This window comes from Providencia sp. PROV129 (genome assembly GCF_028482245.1).
GTDB lineage: Bacteria > Pseudomonadota > Gammaproteobacteria > Enterobacterales > Enterobacteriaceae > Providencia > Providencia vermicola.
The window spans coordinates 130,191-152,798 of sequence record NZ_JAMPQD010000021.1 but is presented as its reverse complement, the minus strand read 5'-3'; the positions used below and the strand labels follow the sequence as shown (position 1 = coordinate 152,798).

Here is a 22,608-nt window from a genome sequence, read left to right as displayed (position 1 = left end):
GCGCTGTAGCGGTGTTGACTTCACACACTAACCCTAGTCACATACTCATGTATGCTCCTAGGGATTAGCGCGCTTGCCGCCTAGCTACAGCACAAACTCCTTAGAGCAATCTCGTCATACTTCACTTTATCGCTTAGCGACAACGCGGATAATTTAGAACGCCAAATTTCATTCTTTTCTCATGATTTTTACTTCTCATAAGCATTCAAATCTAAGCCTTAGTATCAATTCTTAATTATTTTTAATATTGAGGTTGCGTGTATGTGCCCATTTAGCGTTAACTAATGGACCAGAATCGATTCAATTATTATGTGAATAGCAAATAAAGGGGTAGACGTGAAATTAAAGGCAAAAGGGTTTCTATTTGATTTAGATGGCACATTGGCAGATTCCTTGGCAGTGGTTGAGCGCTGTTGGTGTAAGTTTGGCGAACGAATTGGTGTAGACTCAGCCGAAGTCATTAATTTTATCCATGGAAAACCCGCGTTAACTAGTTTGCGTCACTTTTTACCCGAGGCGAGTGATGAAGAAATTATGGGGTATTTTCGCTGGTTAGAAAAAATGGAAAGTGAAGATGTGGAGGGCGTTGTGGCCCTACCTGGTGCGATTGCCTTGCTGTCACGTTTAAATGAAATTGGAGCTCCGTGGGCAATTGTCACATCGGGCACTGTACCCATAGCACATGGACGTCAACAAGCGGCGGGACTGCCTGAGCCAAAACATTGGGTAACATTTGAAAAAGTGTCCAAAGGTAAGCCTGATCCAGAACCGTTTATGTTAGGTGCTAAAGCACTTTCATTGCCTGAAAAATCCTGCGTTGCCTTCGAAGATGCCCAAGCAGGCATTCATTCCGCACTTAGTGCAGGTTGCCAAGTGGTCGCAGTCCATGCTCCAGAAAGCTTACCGCGTCGTGATGAAATTGATGTAATTGTCAGTTCGTTAGAGCAAATTTCTGTTATGGGACCAGACATTAATGGGGATTATGAACTTTTAGTGTCAAAGTTACCTTAATCGTGATCTAATCAAAGAAATTCTCCGTAAAACGTGGTTAACTAAAGAAAATCTTTAGCAATGTTTTTTTTCGTCGAAAGGGGATATTTTGAACGGAGAATTGCTGTGGGTATTAACCCTCCTACTGATAGCGGTCGTTCTTTTTACCACGAATAAAATCCGCATGGATGTGGTGGCATTACTGGTGATTGTTGCGTTTGTGCTCAGCGACACCTTAACATTAGAACAAGCGACATCAGGCTTTGCTGATCCGAACGTGTTATTGATAGCGGCATTGTTCGTTATTGGTGATGGTCTCGTTCGTACAGGGATCGCATATCAAATGGGGGATTGGCTTGTTCGCGTTGCAGGAAGTAGCGAGAGCAAAATGTTAGTGTTTTTGATGCTGACAGTCGCTGGGCTCGGTGCCTTTATGAGCTCGACAGGTGTTGTTGCCATTTTTATTCCTGTCGTGTTGAGTGTTGCTGCGCGAATGAAAACATCGCCAGGTAGATTAATGATGCCACTAGGCTTTGCAGGGCTAATCAGTGGCATGATGACCCTAGTCGCGACGCCACCTAACATGGTCGTAAATAGTGAGTTAGTACGCGAAGGCATCAAAGGCTTTCAATTTTTCTCAATTACTCCTATTGGTATTCTTATTTTGCTGGCAGGTATTGCCTATATGTGGTTAACACGTCGCTGGTTGGGCAGTAATGAGCCTGATAAACTTCCTGAACGCTACCGCCGTACCTTCCGTGATTTAATTCGTGATTATAAGCTGACAGGCCGTGCACGCCGCTTAGCTATCCGTAAAGGTTCACCGTTGATTGGCCATACCCTTGATGAACTCCATTTACGTTCACGTTATGAAGCTAACGTGGTGGGTATTGAGCGCTGGCGGAAATTTCGCCGTGTGATGGTCAGCGCAACGGGCGGAACAGAGCTACGTGAACGAGATGTTTTATTGGTCGATATTTCTGTAAGTGATGACGATTTACGCCTGTTTTGCAGTGAACAATTGCTTGAGCCAATGATTTTACGTGGAGACTATTTCTCTGACCAGTCCCGTGATGTGGGGATGGCGGAAGTTTCTATGAACCCAGACTCTGAGTTACTGGGAAAAAGTTTACGAGACATTAAGTTTCGTACACGATACGGTTTGAACGTGGTGGGTATTCGCCGTGATGGTAAGGCATTAGATGGCAAGTTAGTGGATGAGCCTCTACGCCTTGGTGATATTTTGTTGGTGATCGGTGATTGGAAACTCATTCGTATCTTATCGACAAAACCACGTAATTTTATTGTGCTAAATTTGGCTGCTGAGGTTGAAGCCGTTGCGCCAGCTGCGTCACAAGCACCACATGCCTTGTTTTGTCTCGCACTGATGGTTGCCATGATGGTAACCAATGAGATCCCAAATTTTATTGCAGCTCTGATAGCTTGCTTACTGATGGGTAAATTCCGCTGTATTGATATGGAAAGCGCGTACAAATCTATTCACTGGCCAAGTATTATTTTAATCGTCGGTATGATGCCGTTTGCTATTGCTTTGCAAGAAACGGGCGGTATTGCCCTTGCGGTTGATGGCCTAATGAAGGTCGCAGGGGGGTTAGGCCCACATGTGATGCTACTGTGTTTATTTATTCTGTGTGCCACTATTGGGTTGTTTATCTCTAATACTGCCACGGCAGTCCTTATGGCCCCTATTGCGATTGCTGCCGCACGGCAAATGGAGGTATCCCCTTTACCATTTGCAATGGTAATTGGTATCGCAGCATCTGCTGCATTTATGACTCCCGTTTCATCACCCGTTAATACCTTAGTGCTTGGCCCTGGGGGATATAAGTTTTCTGACTTCTTAAAAATTGGTGTACCGTTTACGATTATTGTGATGTTTATCAGTATTGCGGTTATTCCAATACTATTTCCGTTTTAAGTCAATATAAAAATAACTTCAATAAAGGGCTCTAAATATAATAGAGCCCTTTTGATATTAAAAATAATAAATTTATAATATTTAATATCTTTTAAAAGTGAATTCTCTACTGATATTCTCTTTAACTCACTACATATCAATTATAGGATAATGAAATGAGTCAAAATGAATCGTGGGGAGATGAGCGTTTTACTTACGGTTACTGTGATTTTGAAAACTATTGGGGGGAAGAGTTATCAAGTGTTGAATTAACTCACTTTGTTTCTGGTTATTTTGATGTAACCAAAAAATTAAATACCTCAAAGACAATTTATGACATTCCAGATAGGACTGAACTGAAAAGAATATTTACCATATTATTTGAGCGAGCTACAATAGATTCATATGATTTTTGGTCAATAAAACTTGTAACTAAGAGTGGGGCGGTTTATGAAACTAAAGAGCCTTTACGTTGTACTATCTCCATTGATGATTCTGAGTTTGTAATATTAGGCGTTAATGGGGATGCAAAAACATTGTATGTTGCATTCTCTACAATGATAGGTTGTAGTGTAAAGTTAAACAAAGTTGGTTAAGCTATTTTATAAGGTGAAGTTAGATCTAGCCTACAGTTTTTAGATTGGTAAATTAACAGATATATAAGTAGATATAACATACTACTTATATATTAATTGCTAATTTCATCTAACGAAAGCGTAAAACCTGGAACAAATTTTTCCATAAAATAATCCATTTCAGGGCTTTTTCTTTCTGCTAGCATTTTTTCAAGGCGCTTTTTGGCCAATTTAAATTCGCTATTTCCCGCAGACAACTCTTCCAAACATTTTAAATAAGCACACAGGGAATCTGCTTGCTTAACAATAAAATGTTCTTCTTCAGATTGTAAGTCTTCAATAATTAACTCCCTGAAGTCATCTTGAAGCTCATCAGGTAGCATATCCAACAGCTTTTGTTGGGCAAATTTTTCTATTTTTTTGTATTCATAGGCAATTTGTTGATTATGGTATTTGATAGGCGTAGGCAAATCTCCAGTAATAACTTCACTGGCATCGTGGTACATGGCAAGTAAAGCAATACGAGATGCATCAACATTACCCCCAAATTTTTTATTCTTAATGATGGCAAGTGCATGAGCAACCATCGCAACTTGTAAGCTGTGTTCGGAGACATTTTCCGTTCGGACATTACGCATGAGTGGCCAACGGTGAATTAGTTTCATTCTAGCAAGGTGTGCAAAAAAGTAGCTCATAAGTCCTCATAAACAGTGGTATACAATGGGTAAATTATAACGCGTATAGGCTCGGAGGGATATGTATTTATGCCAAGTTATTATTTAAAGTAAATCAAAATAAAGATAATTAGCTCTGTTGAAAAATAATGTTTAATTAAAAAATCGATGACTTATTATCTAATTTTGATGAAGGTGATATTAGATAATAAAGGGGTTAATATGGCTAATAACGAACGCGGGCAAAAAGGTTTTGTTTCTATAGAAAACTATTGGGGTGACAAAATTAAGTCGATTATAGTGATGCACAGTGCAGATAATATAGAAAAAACGGAGGGGCTGTTAATAATATAAACCATGGTAAAAAAAAGAAAATGTTTTTCACTTTTATTATCAAACCAACTTGTTTCCATATTAAAAATATGTGGAAAGTGATTGTAATCACTATTGATGATGAGGTTTATGAGACTGATGGCTATTTCTCATGTTCCATTACTGCTTCGGACAAAGGTGTTGCAGTTGTAGGCGTTAATGGTGATACGAAAACGGCGTACATTTCTTTTTCTGAGTCAGGAAGTTGCTCCGAAAAATTAAGACGTGTAAAACGCCATTCTATGTTTGATGGTCAATCTGTGAGATATCTTAGATAAACTATTTAGTTGTGTTTATTTTAATTTGATTTGCCTATATTAATATTTATAATAGAGATTCACTAAGTAAATCTTCAAGGAATATTATGAAATACTTTCCTTTCATACTTTTAGGCTTTTTCCTGGTTGCGATATATATAATTTCCATTATTTGATAATCAAAATAACACATTCATTTAATGATGATTACACTTTGAATTAATAAAGCCTCCGAATTTGGAGGCTTTATTAATAATAGACAATCTAAATAAGATGTTATTGACGATAGCCTTCAAGGAAGCGGCCAAATTTATTAATTGCCATTTCAAGATCGTCAGCATAAGGTAAGGTCACGATCCTAAAATGATCGGGTTCTGGCCAGTTAAATGCTGTACCTTGGACTAATAACACTTTTTCTTGCAACAGCAAGTCAAGGATCATTTTTTGGTCATCATGGATATTAAAACGCTTAATATCAATTTTGGGGAACATATACAGTGCGCCTTGTGGCTTCACACAAGATACACCTGGAATTTGGTTAATGAGTTCCCACGCACGGTTACGCTGCTCATATAAACGCCCACCTGGTTGAATAAATTCACTAATACTTTGGTAACCACCCAGTGCAGTTTGAATGGCATGTTGCATCGGCACATTGGCACATAAACGCATTGAGGCTAGCATTTCTAAGCCTTCAATATAGCTTTTTGCATGTTTTTTCGGGCCATTAAGTACCATCCAACCTTGTCGGAAACCTGCAACACGATAGGTTTTTGATAGCCCATTGAATGTAATTGTTAATAAGTCAGGTGCTAATGCCGCAATAGAGTGATGAACTGCATCATCATAAAGAATTTTATCATAAATTTCATCAGCATAGATAATTAGATTGTGTTGACGAGCCAGTTCAACAATCTCTAATAGCAAATCTTTGCTATATACAGCACCTGTTGGGTTATTGGGATTAATGACCACAATACCACGAGTTCTTGGAGTGATTTTGCTACGAATGTCCTCAATATCTGGCATCCAGCCTTGTTGCTCATCACACATATAGTGCACCGCTTTCCCGCCAGAAAGCGAAACCGCTGCAGTCCAAAGTGGGTAGTCAGGGGCAGGGACTAACATTTCATCGCCATTATTAAGCAGTGCTTGCATCGCTTGGACAATAAGTTCAGATACACCGTTGCCGATGTAAACATCTTCTACTGTCATTTCGTGAATACCACGAGCTTGGTAATGTTGGACGATGGCTTTACGAGCAGAATAGAGCCCTTTGGAGTCACAATAGCCTTGGGAACTTGGTAAATTGCGTAAGACATCCACAAGAATTTCATCAGGTGCTTCAAAGCCAAACGGTGCCGGGTTACCAATGTTCAGCTTGAGGACTTTATTACCTTCCTCTTCTAAGCGTTTTGCTTCTTTTAATACGGGCCCACGGATGTCATAGCAGACATTATCGAGCTTGCTGGATTTAGTTAGATTATTCATTGTTCTCTCATTACCCTAACGGGATTGCATTGGTAGGGGGGCCGGCTTTATTGTCTTACTGTACTCCTCCCTCAGAAGCTTTTGAAGATGCAAGGTTATTTTTGGTGTAAAAGGTTGGTTAAAGTATAAATGTGATGTTTGACATCTTATTATCTTTTTTATGTTGGTTTAATATTTCGATTAACACACTTATGTTGGATTTATATCTCGATAATATCGTGTCTTTTGGTGTGTAAATATAAAAAAAAAAGGAAAAATAACAGTTGAACTAAAAAATTGTATCAAAATGTAATATTAAGCCTAGATTCGTTAGTTTAGCCATAAATTTCACTGCATATTGCCCTTTTTTTATATTTTTTTGACCGTTTTTGTTAGTAATATTGATTGTTTTGCTCAATAATTTTTAATTAAACATATACTTAAAATACATAACGCATTGAAATTTAAGAGCGTAAAAAAATAGTGAAATGAATTTTATAATGTGCTTACATTAAAATAATTGCGATTACATTAAATATGTTACTATTTAGCGGTACTTTATAAAGCGTTTCTTTAATCAGATTCTGTAAGAGAATACACTTTTTGTTAACACTATTTTTGATTGATTGGCAGTACCCTGTTTATACCAGCATTGATGTTATTCGTTAATAACGGGTTGGTTATAACTAGATAAAATAATGAGTAGTCATTGCAAATCTAAGGATTAGAGATGCACTAGATGAGTAGTATTAAATTATATCGCTGATTCTCATGGAGGAGAGCAGAACACCAGGTAACATAAATATTATATAAGAGAATGAACGATGATAAATTCCAATCGTCCCATCATGAACTTAGATCTGGACTTGCTGCGTACGTTTGTTGCAGTCGCTGATCTAAATACATTCGCAGCTGCGGCTGCAGCAGTGTGTAGAACGCAATCTGCGGTAAGCCAGCAGATGCAGCGTTTAGAGCAACTTGTTGGCCGTGAGCTTTTCGCTCGTCATGGGCGTAATAAACTCCTCACAGCGCATGGTTTACAATTACTGGGTTATGCACGACAAATCTTGCGTGCTAATGATGATGCAACAGCATCATTAACCTATAACGATGCTGAAGGCGAATTACGTATCGGTGCATCTGATGACACTGTTGATATCCTTTTGCCATTTTTGCTAAATCGTATCGCTTCTGTGTACCCACGCATTGCGGTTGAAGTTCGCATTAAGCGTGCTCAATTTATTGAATCAATGCTGGATAACCATGAAATCGATTTAGCATTAACAACAGCGCGTATTAGCCATCACCCAAAAACGGCATTAAGAACAGTGCCAGTGCTATGGCATAGCTCGCCTGATTTCCAATTACGTCATAACGAGCCGATCCCATTAGTTGTAATGGATGAAACTAACCCATACCGCAAACTTTGCACGCAAGCATTGGATGACGCAGGATTACCATGGCACATCGCCTATGAAGCCGCGTCGCTACCTGCAGTACGTGCTGCAGTAACAGCGGAAGTCGGGGTGACTGCACGCCCAATGGAAATGCAAAATGCGGATTTACGTATTTTAAATGAAACAGATGGTTTGCCGCGTTTGCCTGATATTCAATATTGGCTATATAAGAATGCAGATGAGCAGAAAGATTTTGTTTTGACCGTCTTTAGCGCCATTGAAAACAAAAAAATTCCTTATGTTGCTGCATCGGCAAGTGAACTTGCTGATGGGAGCGAAATGAATAATTAATCGTTTCAGGTGATATTAACTGACTGTTAATATACGCGAGTATACAACGAATAAAACGGTAATTCCTATTTTTTTAGGAATGCCGTTTTTTTTATATCAAAAATTTGTATAAAAAAAAGTGTGGATAAAATATTTGCAATCTAATTATTTTACGCAAATGCAATGAGCGGCTCAATTCAAAGAAATATATCGACTAAAGTGATATTTACTAGGGGAAAGTATAACCATGATAAGCTAGGGGAAATGCCATTCTTTTTTGGATGCATCTATCTACAGAGTAAGATGCTTCGTAACTGAAACGATTATTTAATACTGATGTGTTAAATTTTCAATATTGGGGAGAGAGTATAAGAAATCATTTTAAAACAAGGTATAAATATTGAGCGATGGTTTTGAGAAATCGTTATCAAGTTCAAATTTATCATTTTTTATCGATTTCAGTACACAAAACCTGCAATTAACCACTTAATAAGTATGGTTAAATGTTGAAGACCATGAAATAATTGTGATGTAGTTGGCAGAACCTGAATTTCATTTTTTAGTTAACAACTTGTTACGCTATTAACAATCTTTTTTTGCTGAATTGATAAAATAGCACTGGATTGTCAGCGGGTTAGTGAAACTGTTGAGTAAAAAAGCGTTACATGTTCTTAAAGTAAAATTGAACGTCATGTAAACAAATTGAGTACTTTTTCAATAAATCTGTGCGTTAGATCAAATAAAAAGCGCAATTTTTCATCTGTTAAGACAGGTTTTTCCTGCGATAATAGTGTAGTAAAAACGAATAATCAGTTAAACTAGTTTGAGTGTTTACTTGTGTTTCATTACACTGACACGTTTTAGCAGATCATGAGTACTTTTTGTTATTTTAATGTTTTTTGTGTGTGAGTTTTTTGTAACAAATACGGGTTATTTTACCTAATTTGGGTAAAGTAAATTGTAATGAGAGAGGACAAACCAAACGCAGTCATCAGACTGATTTATGTTTGGTGATGATTTTTGGTCTTTCTTCTCGATTAACTGGGCAATTGTGGTGCAATACTGCCGTGTTGTAAAAAAGAGCAGTTTACGCACCATAAGTAATGAGTAAGCAACGAGTATGTCTACATCAATCCTAGCGTTAGCCCATAACTGGGCGTTTGCGATATTCCTTATCGGCACTATCGGTCTTTGTGCTTTCATGTTGGTCGCGGGTCATTTCTTAGGCAGTCGCGCCAAAGCCAGAACAAAACATGTCCCTTATGAGTCAGGTATTGATTCAGTCGGTAGTGCACGTCTTCGTATGTCAGCTAAGTTCTACTTAGTCGCCATGTTCTTCGTTATCTTCGATGTTGAAGCCATGTTTTTATTTGCATGGTCAGTTGCCATCCGCGAAGCCGGTTGGGTCGGTTTCATCGAAGCCGCGATCTTTATTCTGGTATTGTTGGCGGGATTGTTTTATCTGGTTCGCGTAGGAGCATTGGATTGGACTCCAGTCCGTTCCCGCGGAAAAGTTAAGCATCCTAGTGAAGTTATTAAAATCAGCAATCGTCATCCGCAGTAAAAAGCGAGGCATTATACAATGGATTATACGCTCACCCGCATAGATCCGAACGGTGAGAACGACCGTTACCCACTGCAAACCCAGGAAATCGTAACAGATCCTCTGGAGCAGCAAGTTGAAAACAGTGTGTACATGGGGAAACTTTCTCATGCACTTCACGATGTGGTTAACTGGGGGCGCAAAAACTCTCTATGGCCATATAACTTTGGTCTTTCATGTTGCTATGTAGAAATGGTGACTTCGTTCACGGCTGTTCATGACGTAGCCCGTTTTGGTGCGGAAGTACTTCGTGCTTCACCTCGTCAAGCCGACTTCATGGTTGTTGCAGGAACCTGTTTCACAAAAATGGCGCCTGTTATTCAGCGTCTGTATGACCAAATGCTCGAACCAAAATGGGTTATTTCCATGGGTTCATGTGCCAACTCTGGTGGCATGTATGACATTTATTCTGTGGTACAAGGCGTCGATAAATTTATCCCTGTAGATGTGTATATCCCAGGTTGTCCACCACGCCCAGAAGCCTATATGCAGGCTCTGCTTCTGTTGCAAGAATCTATCGGTAAAGAGCGTCGTCCGCTCTCTTGGGTTGTTGGAGACCAAGGGGTTTACCGTGCCAATATGCAATCAGAAAGAGAAAGAAAGCATGGTGAACGTATCGCAGTGACTAACCTGCGTACACCAGACGAAATTTAAGGCTTAAAGCCATACAGCGTAACAGAGCAATGTTGTTGCGAAATAATAAACCTGATCAAGCGTTATGGTGAAGAATGATGACAGATCAGATAGCGCAAGCGAGTAGTACCCAGCCAGGATGGCAGACGCAGGATCATTTAAATGACCCTGTGCTTCTGGAACTGCGCAATCAATTTGGGCCGGATGCCTTTTCTGTTCAAGCAACCCGCACTGGTATGCCAGTGATATGGGTTCGTCGTGAACAATTACTGGAAGTTGTCGATTTCCTGAAAAAATTACCGAAACCGTATGTCATGTTATTTGACTTACACGGGGTAGATGAACGTCAACGAATTCACCGTCAAGGTCTGCCAGAGGCAGACTTTAGTGTTTTCTACCACATCATCTCCATCGACCGTAACCGCGATATCATGTTAAAAGTCGCTCTTAATGAGAAAGACTTAAACGTGCCTTCTGTGGTTTCACTGTTCCCGAATGCGAGTTGGCATGAGCGTGAAGTGTGGGATATGTTTGGGATCACCTTTCAAGGTCACCCAAATCTTCGTCGCTTGCTGATGTCACCAAACTGGGAAGGTCACCCACTGCGTAAGGATTACCCTGCGCGTGCAACTGAGTTCGACCCCTTTGTTCTGACGAAACAGAAACAAGATCTGGAAATGGAAGCATTGACTTTCAAACCAGAAGAGTGGGGCATGGCACGTGGAAATGAAAACGAAGATTTCATGTTCCTGAACTTAGGGCCTAACCACCCATCATCACACGGTGCGTTCCGTATCGTACTGCAACTTGATGGTGAAGAAATTATCGACTGTGTGCCAGATATCGGCTACCACCATCGTGGTGCTGAGAAAATGGGTGAACGTCAGTCATGGCACAGCTACATTCCATACACTGACCGCATCGAGTATCTCGGCGGTTGTGTGAATGAAATGCCGTACGTGTTAGCCGTTGAAAAGCTGGCTGGCATCGAAGTGCCTGATCGCGTGAAGACCATTCGTGTCATGCTGTCTGAGCTATTCCGTATCAACAGCCACTTGCTGTATATCAGTACGTATATCCAAGACGTCGGTGCAATGACGCCTGTATTCTTTGCGTTTACTGACCGCCAAAAAGTGTATAACGTGATTGAAGCGATCACGGGTTTCCGTATGCACCCAGCATGGTTCCGTATCGGTGGTGTTGCACACGATTTACCGCGTGGCTGGGAAAAACTGCTGCGTGAGTTACTCGACTGGCTGCCAAAACGTTTAGAATCCTATGTCACGTCAGCACTGAAAAACTCCATCTTAAAAGGCCGTTCAATTGGTACAGCAATGTACAACAAAGAAGAGGCTCTAGCTTGGGGGGTAACAGGTGCAGGTTTACGTGCAACAGGCGTTGATTTCGACGTGCGTAAATGGCGTCCATATTCAGGCTACGAAAACTTTGAATTCGATATTCCTATCGCACACAACGGTGACTGTTATGACCGTGTGATGATCAAAGTGGAAGAGATGCGCCAGAGTATCCGTATTCTTGAGCAATGCTACAAGAATATGCCAGAAGGCCCATTCAAAGCCGACCATCCATTGACGACACCGCCACCAAAAGAGCGTACGTTGCAGCACATTGAAACCCTGATCAACCACTTCTTGCAAGTGTCTTGGGGCCCTGTGATGCCTGCGAATGAATCATTCCAGATGGTTGAAGCCACGAAGGGTATTAACAGCTACTACCTGACCAGTGATGGCAGCACGATGAGCTACCGCACACGTATTCGTACTCCGAGTTATGAGCACTTACAGCAAATTCCTTCGGTGATCAGAGGTAGTTTAGTTTCGGACTTAATCGTCTATCTGGGTAGTATCGATTTTGTAATGTCGGATGTGGATCGCTAACCATGCATAATGAACATAACGAAAATGAGAAGCACAACGAGCTCAATGTCGTGAATGTGTTTGAACCGCAAGTCAATCATGGCTTTGTCTTAACAGAGAAAGAGCGTGCAGAGATTGAAGGTGAGAAACACCACTACGAAGATGCGCGTGCTGCCTCAATTGAAGCACTAAAAATTGTGCAAAAAAACCGCGGTTGGGTTGAAGATGGGGCTATCCATGCGATTGCTGACGTCTTAGGCATTCCAGCCAGTGACGTTGAAGGGGTGGCCACATTCTATAGCCAAATCTTCCGTCAGCCAGTAGGTCGCCACATTATTCGCTATTGCGACAGTGTTGTTTGCCATATTACAGGTTATCAGGGCTTAGAAGCTGAGATCATTAAACAGCTGAATATTCGCCCAGGTCAAACAACAGCTGATGGCCGCTTTACGTTGCTGCCAACCTGTTGCTTAGGTAACTGTGACAAAGGTCCAACGATGATGATCGATGAAGACACTCACAGCTACGTACAGCCTGAAAATATTCAAAAATTACTGGAGCAGTATCCATGACAAATTCTGTTAATCCAGTGATCCGTACTGCCGAAACTCATCCTCTAACATGGCGTTTGCGTGATGACAATCAGCCTGTTTGGTTAGATGAGTACCGTAGTAAAAACGGATACAAAGGTCTTGAGCGTGCGCTTAAAGGCATGGCGCCAGATGAAGTTGTGAATCTCGTGAAAGACGCAGGCCTGAAAGGGCGTGGTGGCGCGGGCTTCTCAACAGGTCTGAAATGGAGCCTGATGCCAAAAGACGAAAACATGAAACTGCGTTACTTCTTATGTAATGCGGATGAAATGGAACCAGGTACTTATAAAGACCGTCTATTGATGGAACAACTGCCTCACCTGTTAGTTGAGGGGATGATAACAGGGGCTTATGCACTGAAAGCCTATCGTGGTTATATCTTCCTGCGTGGTGAATACGTTGAAGCCGCACAAAACCTGCGCCGGGCCATCGAAGAAGCCAAAGCAGCGGGTCTATTAGGTAAAAATATCCTCGGTTCTGGATTCGATTTCGAACTGTTTGTGCACACGGGTGCTGGGCGTTATATCTGCGGTGAAGAAACTGCGTTGATTAACTCCTTAGAAGGTCGCCGTGCAAATCCACGTTCTAAACCACCATTCCCTGCAACATCAGGTGCTTGGGGTAAACCGACTTGCGTAAATAACGTCGAAACTATCTGTAACGTGCCTGCAATTTTAGAGCACGGTGACCAGTGGTATATCGATTTAAGCGCAGGTAAGAGTAAAGATGCCGGCACAAAACTGATGGGCTTCTCTGGCCGTGTAAAAAACCCAGGTCTGTGGGAATTACCGTTTGGTACCACCGCGCGTGAAGTGCTTGAAGACTACGCGGGTGGGATGCGCGATGGCTTGAAATTAAAAGCATGGCAGCCAGGTGGGGCAGGGACAGACTTCCTGACCAATGACCACCTCGATTTACCGATGGATTTCGAAAATATTGCTAAAGCAGGCAGCCGTTTAGGGACTGCATTGGCGATGGCAGTTGATCATGAAATCAACATGGTTTCGTTAGTGCGTAACTTAGAAACCTTCTTTGCGCGTGAATCTTGCGGTTGGTGTACACCTTGTCGTGATGGATTGCCGTGGAGTGTGAAAATTTTACAAGCACTGGAAAAAGGCGAAGGTCAACCAGGCGATATTGAAACATTAGAGCAACTTTGCCGTTTCTTAGGCCCGGGTAAAACCTTCTGTGCTCACGCACCAGGTGCAGTTGAACCGCTGCAAAGTGCTATCAAATATTTCCGTGATGAATTCGAAGCGGGTATCTCGCAAAAAGATCTGCGCAATTTAGTGCAGATTGCAGGTATTCAGCCAAACCTGCTGAAGCAGCGCTGGTAATCGTTTCGCGATTGAGCAACCGCGAACGAGATTTTTCACGAAGAACGTATTTTTGATTAACGCCTGCTTTATGCGGGCCTTTGGGAAGCATGCTGACTATGGCTACAATATATGTAGACGGCAAAGAATATGACGTTAACGGGTCTGAAAACCTGTTACAAGCCTGTCTTTCTCTCGGGCTAGATATTCCTTATTTTTGCTGGCATCCAGCGCTGGGAAGCGTTGGCGCTTGCCGCCAGTGTGCGGTTAAGCAGTATCAGAACGCGGATGATACCCGCGGTCGCCTAGTAATGTCTTGTATGACACCGGCAACGGAAGGCACCTTCATCTCTATTGATGATGAAGAAGCCAAGCAATTCCGTGAAAGTGTTGTAGAATGGCTGATGACCAACCACCCACATGACTGTCCAGTCTGTGAAGAGGGCGGTAACTGCCACCTGCAAGATATGACGGTGATGACTGGCCATAACATGCGTAAATATCGTTTTACGAAACGCACACACATTAACCAAGATCTGGGGCCTTTCATTAGTCATGAAATGAACCGCTGTATCGCGTGTTACCGTTGTGTTCGTTACTATAAAGATTACGCAGATGGCACGGATTTAGGGGTTTATGGAGCTCACAACTACGTGTACTTCGGTCGTACAGAAGACGGCACGCTGGAAAGTGAATTTTCTGGCAACTTAGTCGAAGTCTGCCCGACAGGGGTATTTACTGACAAAACCCACTCTGAGCGCTATAACCGTAAATGGGATATGCAATTTGCACCAGGTATCTGCCAACAGTGCAGTATCGGTTGTAATACTAGCCCAGGTGAACGTTATGGTGAAATTCGCCGTATCGAAAACCGTTATAATGGTTCTGTTAACCACTATTTCTTGTGTGACCGCGGTCGCTTTGGTTACGGTTACGTTAACCGCAAAGACCGTCCACGTCAGGCTGTCTTGAACAAAGATGGTGTTAAACAGGTTATCTCTGCTATTGAAGCAATGCAAAGCGGTGCGCAAATTATCAATCAAGCGAAAAAAGTGATTGGTATTGGCTCTCCACGTGCAAGCATTGAGAGCAACTACGCATTACGTGCATTAGTGGGCGCAGAAAACTTCTATTCTGGTATTTCCACAGGTGAGCAAAGCCGTTTAGCGCTGATGCAAAATATTCTGCAAAATGGTGGTATCTATACCCCAACGCTGCGTGAAGTTGAAGGTTACGATGCGGTGCTGGTTCTGGGTGAAGATTTAACTCAGACAGGTGCACGTATGGCACTTTCTGTTCGTCAAGCGGTGAAAGGTAAAGCACGTGAAATGGCCGCAGCACAGAAAGTGGCTGATTGGCAAATCGCGGCAATCATGAACATTGGTCAACATGCAAAATATCCGCTGTTTATCACCAACGTTGATGATACCCGCTTAGACGACGTTGCGGCTTTTAATTACCGTGCCCCAGTTGCTGACCAAGCGCGTTTCGGTTTTGCTATCGCCAATATGATTAACGGTGAGGCGCCTGCGGTTAACGACTTGCCAGCGGACCTTAAAGCGAAAGTGGAAACCATCGCACAAGCCCTTTCAAGCGCGAAAAAACCACTGATTATCAGCGGTAGCCACAGCGCGAGCGATGCGATGATCCAAGCGGCAGCGAACGTGGCATTTGCACTGAAAGCGAAAGGCGCACAAGTGGGCTTATCTTACTTAGCCTCTCATGCGAACAGCTTCGGTTTAGCGATGATGAACGCACAGCCATTAGACAGCGCATTAGCTCGCATTGAAGCGAACGAAGCGGATGTGGCTATCGTTATCGAAAATGACCTTTACCGTCACAGCAGTGTGGATGCAGTCAATAGCGCATTAGCGAAATTGAGTCACCTGATTGTTGCTGATCACCAGCAAACTGACATCATGGATAAAGCAACGCTTGTTCTGCCAGCGGCGAGTTTCGCAGAAGCAGACGGTACGTTGATTAACCAAGAAGGTCGCGCACAACGTTTCTTCCAAGTTTTCGACCCAACTTATTACGACAAAACTATCGTGATGAACGAAAGCTGGCGCTGGATGCACTCGCTGCAAACAGAAGCGCAAGAACGTGATGCAGATTGGTCGCAACTTGACCATGTGATTGCTGACTGTGTGGCTGCATTACCGCAATTTGCGGGTATTGTGGATTCAGCACCGAAAGCCTCATTCCGTATCCGCGGACAAAAATTAGCGCGTGAGCCGCATCGTTACAGTGGTCGTACAGCAATGCTGGCGAACCAATCTGTGCATGAACCACGCCAACCGCAAGATATTGACTCTCCATTTGCTTTCTCAATGGAAGGGAACAACAGCCCAACCGCACCACGCCAGCAAATTCCATTTGCATGGGCGCCAGGTTGGAACTCACCTCAAGCGTGGAATAAATTCCAAGCGGAAGTCGGTGGCCATTTATTATTTGGTGACCCTGGTGTGCGCCTGTTCAATTCAACAGAAAGTAAATTGGCTTACTTCACTGATATTCCAGCAGCTTACCAAGCAGCGGATGCGCAGTGGGTAGTCGCGCCGTATTACCATCTGTTCGGTAGTGATGAAATGTCACAGCGTTCAGAGGTGATTCAACAGCGCATGCCAGAGCCTTATATCATGCTGAGCACGCAAGATGCTGCGGCACTTGGTTTGGCAGCAGGGACAAAAGCTGAGTTTAGCCATGCAGGTCAAGGATTTAACTTGACTGTACGCATCAGCAACAACCTGTCGACAGGTCAAATTGGCTTACCATTAGGGATGCCAGGTATCGCACCTTCAATGGCTGGCGTGTCAGTCAATAATCTGCGGAGGGGAGCATGATGGATTGGATTTCTCCTGAAGTGATGGAAGTATTAATTTCCATCCTCAAATCTGTCGTCATTTTATTGGTTGTTGTGACTTGTGGGGCTTACATGAGTCTGGGAGAGCGCCGTATTCTCGGTCTGTTCCAGAATCGTTATGGCCCAAACCGCGTTGGCCCGTTTGGGATGGGCCAGTTAATCGCCGACATGTTCAAAATGCTGTTTAAAGAAGACTGGATCCCACAGTTCGCGGACAAGAAAATCTTTACGCTAGCGCCAGTTATCGCATTTTGTTCACTGTTCCTTGCATTCGCCATCGTACCTGTCAGCCCGACTTGGCACGTAGCAGACTTAAACATTGGGATTTTATTCTTCCTGATGATGGCTGGTTTAGCGGTGTATGCGGTTCTGTTCGCAGGTTGGTCAAGTAACAACAAATATTCATTATTAGGGGCGATGCGTGCTTCGGCACAAACCGTCAGTTACGAAGTGTTCTTAGGCTTATCTTTAATGGGCGTAGTCGCACAAGCGGGTTCATTCAACCTGATTGATATTGTGAACTCCCAAGAAGGCATGTGGAACATTATTCCTCAATTCTTTGGTTTTTTGACCTTTGCGATTGCGGGCGTTGCGGTATGTCACCGTCACCCGTTTGACCAACCAGAAGCAGAACAAGAGATTGCGGATGGTTACCACGTTGAATACTCAGGGATGAAGTTCGGTCTGTTCTTCGTTGGTGAGTATATCGGTATCGTAACGGTTTCTGCCCTGATTGTGACGCTGTTCTTTGGTGGCTGGCATGGCCCGTTCCTGCCGTCATTCTTGTGGTTTGCTATCAAAACTGGCTTCTTCATGATGATGTTCATCCTGATTCGTGCCTCTTTACCGCGTCCACGTTATGACCAAGTGATGTCTTTCGGCTGGAAAATTTGTCTGCCATTGACGCTGCTTAATCTGCTGGGTACTGCAGCAGTGATTTTATACAACGCTCAGTAAGGGGTGATTGAACCATGACATTGAAAGAGTTATTGGTCGGTTTCGCCACCCAAGTACGTAGTATTTGGATGGTCGGCCTACATGCGTTCGATAAACGCGAAACGCAAATGTATCCAGAAGAGCCGGTTTATCTGCCACCCCGTTACCGTGGTCGTATCGTGTTAACCCGCGATCCAGACGGTGAAGAGCGTTGTGTTGCGTGTAACTTATGTGCTGTTGCTTGCCCAGTGGGATGTATCTCACTGCAAAAAGCGGAGCACGAAGATGGACGCTGGTATCCGGAATTTTTCCGCGTTAACTTTTCGCGTTGCATTTTCTGTGGTCTGTGTGAAGAGGCTTGCCCAACGACGGCAATCCAATTAACACCTGACTTTGAAATGGCCGACTGGCGACGTCAGGATCTGGTTTACGAGAAAAATGACCTGTTGATTTCAGGTCCAGGTAAATATCCTGATTATAACTTTTACCGTAAATCGGGTATGGCGATTGCAGGTAAAGACAAAGGTGAAGCGGATAACGAAGCGAAACCGATTAACGTCAAAGACCTGTTGCCATAAGGAGCGATATTCATGGAATTTACATTTTATATCGCCAGTCTGGTTGCAATACTTGCAACTTTGAGGGTGATAACGAATACCAACCCGGTGCATGCACTGTTGTATCTGGTTGTTTCTCTGCTGGCACTGTCAATGGTGTTCTTCTCACTCGGCGCGTATTTCGCGGGTGCGCTGGAAATCATCGTTTACGCAGGTGCCATTATGGTCTTGTTTGTGTTCGTCGTCATGATGCTGAACCTAGGTCGCTCTGTGCAAGAGCAAGAGCGGGCTTGGCTAACGCCGAAAAACTGGATTGGTCCAGCGGGTTTATCCGCAGTGTTACTGGCTATCCTGGTTTACGGCATCACTTCTTTATCTTACGAGAAGGGCATTGATGGTACGGTGATTGGGGCGAAAGAAGTCGGTATCAGCTTGTTCGGGCCATATGTTCTGGCTGTTGAACTTGCTTCACTGCTGTTATTGGCAGGTATCGTCGTCGCATTCCATGTTGGACGTGACCGCAAAGAAAACGGTGCTGACCTTGTTAGCATTGCGGAGGAGCAAAAATGATACCTCTAGAACATGGTCTGATTTTAGCGGCAATTCTATTTGTGATGGGGCTTAGCTGCCTTGTTATCCGCCGCAACTTGCTTTTCATGTTGATCGGACTGGAAATCATGATTAACTCAACTGCACTGGCATTTGTCGTTGCAGGGAGTTTTTGGGGGCAACCAGACGGCCAGATTATGTATATCTTGGCAATCACACTGGCTGCAGCGGAGGCGAGTATTGGATTGGCGTTGTTACTGCAACTCCATCGTCATCGTCAGAACCTGAATATTGATAAAGTCAGTGAGATGCGCGGATGAACCTACTCTATTTAACTATTCTGTTGCCTTTACTGGGGTCGGTGTTGTTAGCCTTCTCCCGTGGACGCTGGTCAGAAAACGTTTCGGCCATTATTGGTGCGGGGTCGGTCGGCTTAGCTGCCCTCGTCGCATTCTATGCTGGTAACGAATTTTTAGCTCAACCCGACGCTGGTGTGTTTATTCAGCCACTTTGGACTTGGATGTCTGTCGGTACCTTTAATATCCCATTCACCCTGATGTTAGATGGTCTGTCACTGACTATGTTAGGTGTGGTAACGGGTGTGGGCTTCCTTATTCACGTGTATGCCTCTTGGTATATGCGTGGCGAGGAAGGTTACTCACGTTTCTTCGCTTACACCAACCTGTTTATCGCGAGCATGGTGGTTTTAGTCCTCGCCGATAACATGATGCTGATGTATCTCGGTTGGGAAGGGGTAGGGCTGTGCAGTTACTTGTTGATTGGTTTTTATTACACTAATCCAGACAACGGCAAAGCCGCGATGAAAGCGTTCTTTGTGACGCGCATCGGTGACGTGTTCCTTGCTATCGGTATGTTTATTCTGTGGAATGAACTGGGCACACTGAATTTCAGCGAAATGGCGGTGTTAGCACCTCAGAAATTTGCTGAGGGTTCAAGCGCAATCAACTGGGCAACCTTGATGTTATTAGGTGGTGCAGTCGGTAAATCTGCACAGCTACCATTACAAACATGGTTAGCTGATGCGATGGCGGGCCCAACACCAGTTTCTGCACTGATCCACGCCGCAACCATGGTAACTGCGGGTGTCTACTTAATCGCACGTACCCATGTTCTGTTCCTGTTAGCGCCTGAAGTATTACACTTAGTCGGCGTTGTGGGTGCGGTAACACTCGTACTGGCAGGTTTTGCAGCAGTGGTCCAAACGGATATCAAACGTGTCCTCGCTTATTCAACCATGAGCCAAATTGGTTATATGTTCTTGGCTCTGGGTGTTCAAGCTTGGGATGCGGCGATTTTCCACCTGATGACGCACGCTTTCTTCAAAGCATTGTTGTTCCTGTCAGCAGGTTCGGTGATCCTCGCTTGCCACCACGAGCAAAACATCTTCAAAATGGGTGGGTTGCGTAAGCAAATTCCATTCATTTATGCTGTGATGTTAATCGGCGGAAGCGCACTGGCAGCATTGCCACTGTTTACCGCAGGTTTCTACAGTAAAGATGCGATTTTGTGGGGAGCTAAGCTTGATGGACAGACTGTGTTGCTGTGGGCAGGTATCCTCGGTGCATTAATGACTGCAATTTATACCTTCCGTATGATTTTCATCGTGTTTCATGGTGAAGCAAAAATCAAAGCGCACAAGGTTAAAGGCATCACTCACACATTGCCACTTGGCATTCTGGCTATCCTTGCAACGTTTGTTGGTGCATTAATCCACCAACCATTAGAAGGGGTGTTCCCAGCGGAAGCCGCAGGAAGTGAAGACGGTAAAGTCTTACTTGAAGCGATTTCGGGCGGGTTTGCAATCGCAGGTTTGTTGATTGCGGTATTCCTCTATCTGTTCAGACGTTCCATTGTTGATGCTATCGCGAAAACGGCGGTTGGCCGCTTCTTCAGTGCTTGGTGGTACCAAGCATGGGGATTCGACTGGCTGTATGATGTAGTCTTTGTGAAACCGTTTAAAGGTATTGCATGGCTACTGGAAAGCGATCCGATTAACTCACTGATGAATATTCCTGCACATCTTTCACGTTGGGCAAATAAAGGACTTGCAGTGAGTGAAAACGGCCAGATCCGTTGGTATGTTGCCTCATTGGGGCTGGGTGCAGTGCTGATTCTTGCTCTGCTGCTTTTGGTTTAATTAAGGGACACATTGCGCCATGCTACTACCCTGGCTAATACTTATTCCCTTCATCGGTGGCCTGCTAAGTTGGCAGGCTGACCGGTTCAGTCACCGCGCTCCACGTTGGATTGCGCTGGCGACGATGGGATTAACACTTATTATTTCCGTGCAATTGTGGTTACAAGGGAGCTACTCTCTGGCTAACCCACAAGGCGTTCCACTATGGCAATCCGAGTTTTTCATGTCGTGGATCCCTGCATTGGGAATCAACATTCACTTAGCGATTGACGGTTTATCACTGTTGATGGTCGTTTTGACGGCTATCATGGGGGCGTTCTCGATTCTGAGCTCATGGAGTGAAAACCAAAAGAACCAAGGTGCGTATCACTTTAACCTTCTGTGGATTATCACTGGGGTAATGGGGATTTTCACTGCGGTTGACTTGTTCTTATTCTTCTTCTTCTGGGAGATGATGCTGATCCCTATGTACTTCCTGATTGCTAACTGGGGACACAAAGGTTCAGAGAACAGAAAACATATCAACGCAGCGACTAAGTTCTTTATCTATACGCAGGCAAGTGGCTTGATTATGTTAGTGTCTATCATTGGACTGGCACTGGCACACTTCAACTCAACGGGTACCTTAACATTTGATTACGACCAGTTATTAGGCACGCAAATGTCTAGCAGCGTCGCATTCATGTTGATGTTAGGCTTCTTTATTGCCTTCGCTGTTAAAATGCCTCTGGTACCATTCCATGGTTGGATGGCGGATACCCAAGAGCAATCACCAACCGCAGGTTCGGTAGATATCTCGGGTATTATGCTAAAAACCGCTGCGTATGGTCTGTTACGTTTTACTTTGCCTCTGTTCCCAGAAGCGTCTATCCAGTTCACGCCAGTGGCAATGACTCTGGGTGTGGTCAGTATCTTCTATGGTGCATGGTTAGCGTTCAAACAAACCGACATTAAACGTCTGGCGGCATACAGTAGCTTATCCCATATGGGTTTTGTGACCGTGGCGATTTATGCAAGCTCAGTGTTGGCGTACCAAGGTGCTGTAATCCAAATGATCACCAACGGTCTGTCAGGTGCAGCGCTGATTATCATCAGTGGCCAACTGTATGAGCGTACGCAAACGCGTGATATGCGCATGATGGGTGGATTGTGGAAACGCATTAAATGGTTACCAGGAATGTCCCTGTTCTTTGCTGCGGCAACGCTAGGAATGCCAGGTACAGGTAACTTCATTGGCGAATTCATGATCCTATTCGGTAGCTTCAGCCAATTCACATTAGTGACCTGCATTATGGTATTTGGTGTGGTGTTTGCTTCTATCTACTCACTGTGGATGATGCAGCAGACTTACTACGGTACACCAAAATCAGAAAAAGAAATGAAAGGGTTAACGGCGCGTGAATTCGGTGTGCTACTGGCTCTGGCTGCTTTACTGGTTATTATCGGTTTCTATCCACAACCAATTTTAGATACATCAGTTGGTTCAATGGAAACATTGCATAACCTGTATTCTGCTTCACTAACAACATTAGGGCTGTAATTC

General features: G+C 43.7%; 19 protein-coding genes. 17 read left to right on the top strand and 2 right to left on the bottom strand.

Annotated elements, in window-relative coordinates; genetic code table 11:
* The first annotated feature begins 336 nt into the window (after window positions 1–336).
* From PSF27_RS15980 to PSF27_RS15970, 3 genes are all read left to right on the top strand, one after another.
* A complete protein-coding gene (locus PSF27_RS15980; protein WP_272681866.1) occupies window positions 337–1,011 on the top strand; it encodes a sugar phosphatase in 675 nt (224 codons plus the stop codon).
* An 88-nt stretch (window positions 1,012–1,099) separates the two neighbouring features.
* Entirely contained in the window at window positions 1,100–2,929 is a 1,830-nt protein-coding gene (locus PSF27_RS15975) for an SLC13 family permease (RefSeq protein WP_206082356.1), read from the top strand.
* A gap of 155 nt (window positions 2,930–3,084) precedes the next feature.
* Complete coding sequence (locus PSF27_RS15970; protein ID WP_272539645.1) at window positions 3,085–3,504, top strand: hypothetical protein; 420 nt, start codon at window positions 3,085–3,087, stop codon at window positions 3,502–3,504.
* Window positions 3,505–3,596: 92 nt separating this feature from the next.
* Here PSF27_RS15970 and yfbR read toward each other — a convergent pair whose 3' ends face one another.
* Window positions 3,597–4,178 carry a 5'-deoxynucleotidase gene (gene yfbR / locus PSF27_RS15965; RefSeq protein ID WP_206082354.1) on the bottom strand — a complete coding sequence of 194 codons (582 nt, stop codon included), beginning with the start codon at window positions 4,176–4,178 and terminating at the stop codon, window positions 3,597–3,599.
* Between the two features lie 201 nt (window positions 4,179–4,379).
* Between yfbR and PSF27_RS15960 the strand changes: the two genes are divergently transcribed.
* Window positions 4,380–4,511 carry a hypothetical protein gene (locus PSF27_RS15960; protein ID WP_272681865.1) on the top strand — a complete coding sequence of 44 codons (132 nt, stop codon included), beginning with the start codon at window positions 4,380–4,382 and terminating at the stop codon, window positions 4,509–4,511.
* Between the two features lie 551 nt (window positions 4,512–5,062).
* Here PSF27_RS15960 and PSF27_RS15955 read toward each other — a convergent pair.
* Window positions 5,063–6,277, bottom strand: a complete 1,215-nt coding sequence (locus PSF27_RS15955) for a pyridoxal phosphate-dependent aminotransferase (protein ID WP_206082353.1) — start codon at window positions 6,275–6,277, stop codon at window positions 5,063–5,065.
* 803 nt (window positions 6,278–7,080) lie between these two features.
* On the opposite strand from PSF27_RS15955, the gene PSF27_RS15950 reads away from it, so the two are divergent.
* The 13 genes from PSF27_RS15950 to nuoM all read left to right on the top strand — a co-directional run bounded on the left by PSF27_RS15950 (window position 7,081) and on the right by nuoM (window position 22,605).
* Window positions 7,081–8,004 carry a LysR family transcriptional regulator gene (locus tag PSF27_RS15950; RefSeq protein WP_206082352.1) on the top strand — a complete coding sequence of 308 codons (924 nt, stop codon included), beginning with the start codon at window positions 7,081–7,083 and terminating at the stop codon, window positions 8,002–8,004.
* 1,099 nt (window positions 8,005–9,103) lie between these two features.
* A complete protein-coding gene (locus tag PSF27_RS15945; protein ID WP_004259806.1) occupies window positions 9,104–9,547 on the top strand; it encodes an NADH-quinone oxidoreductase subunit A in 444 nt (147 codons plus the stop codon).
* Window positions 9,548–9,565: 18 nt separating this feature from the next.
* A complete protein-coding gene (locus PSF27_RS15940; protein WP_004912254.1) occupies window positions 9,566–10,240 on the top strand; it encodes a NuoB/complex I 20 kDa subunit family protein in 675 nt (224 codons plus the stop codon).
* 74 nt (window positions 10,241–10,314) lie between these two features.
* On the top strand, window positions 10,315–12,117 hold the full coding sequence (nuoC, locus tag PSF27_RS15935; protein WP_371006958.1) for an NADH-quinone oxidoreductase subunit C/D: 1,803 nt from the start codon (window positions 10,315–10,317) through the stop codon (window positions 12,115–12,117).
* 2 nt (window positions 12,118–12,119) lie between these two features.
* Window positions 12,120–12,668: an NADH-quinone oxidoreductase subunit NuoE gene (gene nuoE / locus PSF27_RS15930; RefSeq protein WP_206082349.1), complete on the top strand. Its 549-nt coding sequence runs from the start codon at window positions 12,120–12,122 to the stop codon at window positions 12,666–12,668.
* On the top strand, window positions 12,665–14,023 hold the full coding sequence (gene nuoF, locus PSF27_RS15925; protein WP_206082348.1) for an NADH-quinone oxidoreductase subunit NuoF: 1,359 nt from the start codon (window positions 12,665–12,667) through the stop codon (window positions 14,021–14,023). The genes nuoE and nuoF overlap by 4 nt, the downstream gene beginning before the upstream one ends.
* Window positions 14,024–14,112: 89 nt before the next feature.
* Window positions 14,113–16,845 (top strand): NADH-quinone oxidoreductase subunit NuoG, encoded by a 2,733-nt coding sequence (gene nuoG, locus PSF27_RS15920; protein WP_206082347.1) that lies wholly within the window; start codon window positions 14,113–14,115, stop codon window positions 16,843–16,845.
* A complete protein-coding gene (nuoH, locus tag PSF27_RS15915) occupies window positions 16,845–17,822 on the top strand; it encodes an NADH-quinone oxidoreductase subunit NuoH (RefSeq protein WP_206082346.1) in 978 nt (325 codons plus the stop codon). Before nuoG ends, nuoH begins: the two co-directional genes overlap by 1 nt.
* Before the next feature lie 14 nt (window positions 17,823–17,836).
* Entirely contained in the window at window positions 17,837–18,379 is a 543-nt protein-coding gene (nuoI, locus tag PSF27_RS15910) for an NADH-quinone oxidoreductase subunit NuoI (RefSeq protein ID WP_004259834.1), read from the top strand.
* A 12-nt stretch (window positions 18,380–18,391) separates the two neighbouring features.
* Entirely contained in the window at window positions 18,392–18,928 is a 537-nt protein-coding gene (gene nuoJ / locus PSF27_RS15905; RefSeq protein ID WP_272681864.1) for an NADH-quinone oxidoreductase subunit J, read from the top strand.
* Window positions 18,925–19,227 (top strand): NADH-quinone oxidoreductase subunit NuoK, encoded by a 303-nt coding sequence (nuoK, locus tag PSF27_RS15900; protein ID WP_004259841.1) that lies wholly within the window; start codon window positions 18,925–18,927, stop codon window positions 19,225–19,227. Before nuoJ ends, nuoK begins: the two co-directional genes overlap by 4 nt.
* Window positions 19,224–21,065, top strand: a complete 1,842-nt coding sequence (gene nuoL, locus PSF27_RS15895) for an NADH-quinone oxidoreductase subunit L (protein WP_272539643.1) — start codon at window positions 19,224–19,226, stop codon at window positions 21,063–21,065. The genes nuoK and nuoL overlap by 4 nt, the downstream gene beginning before the upstream one ends.
* A 19-nt stretch (window positions 21,066–21,084) precedes the next feature.
* Window positions 21,085–22,605: an NADH-quinone oxidoreductase subunit M gene (nuoM, locus tag PSF27_RS15890; RefSeq protein WP_272681863.1), complete on the top strand. Its 1,521-nt coding sequence runs from the start codon at window positions 21,085–21,087 to the stop codon at window positions 22,603–22,605.
* Window positions 22,606–22,608 lie beyond the last annotated feature (3 nt).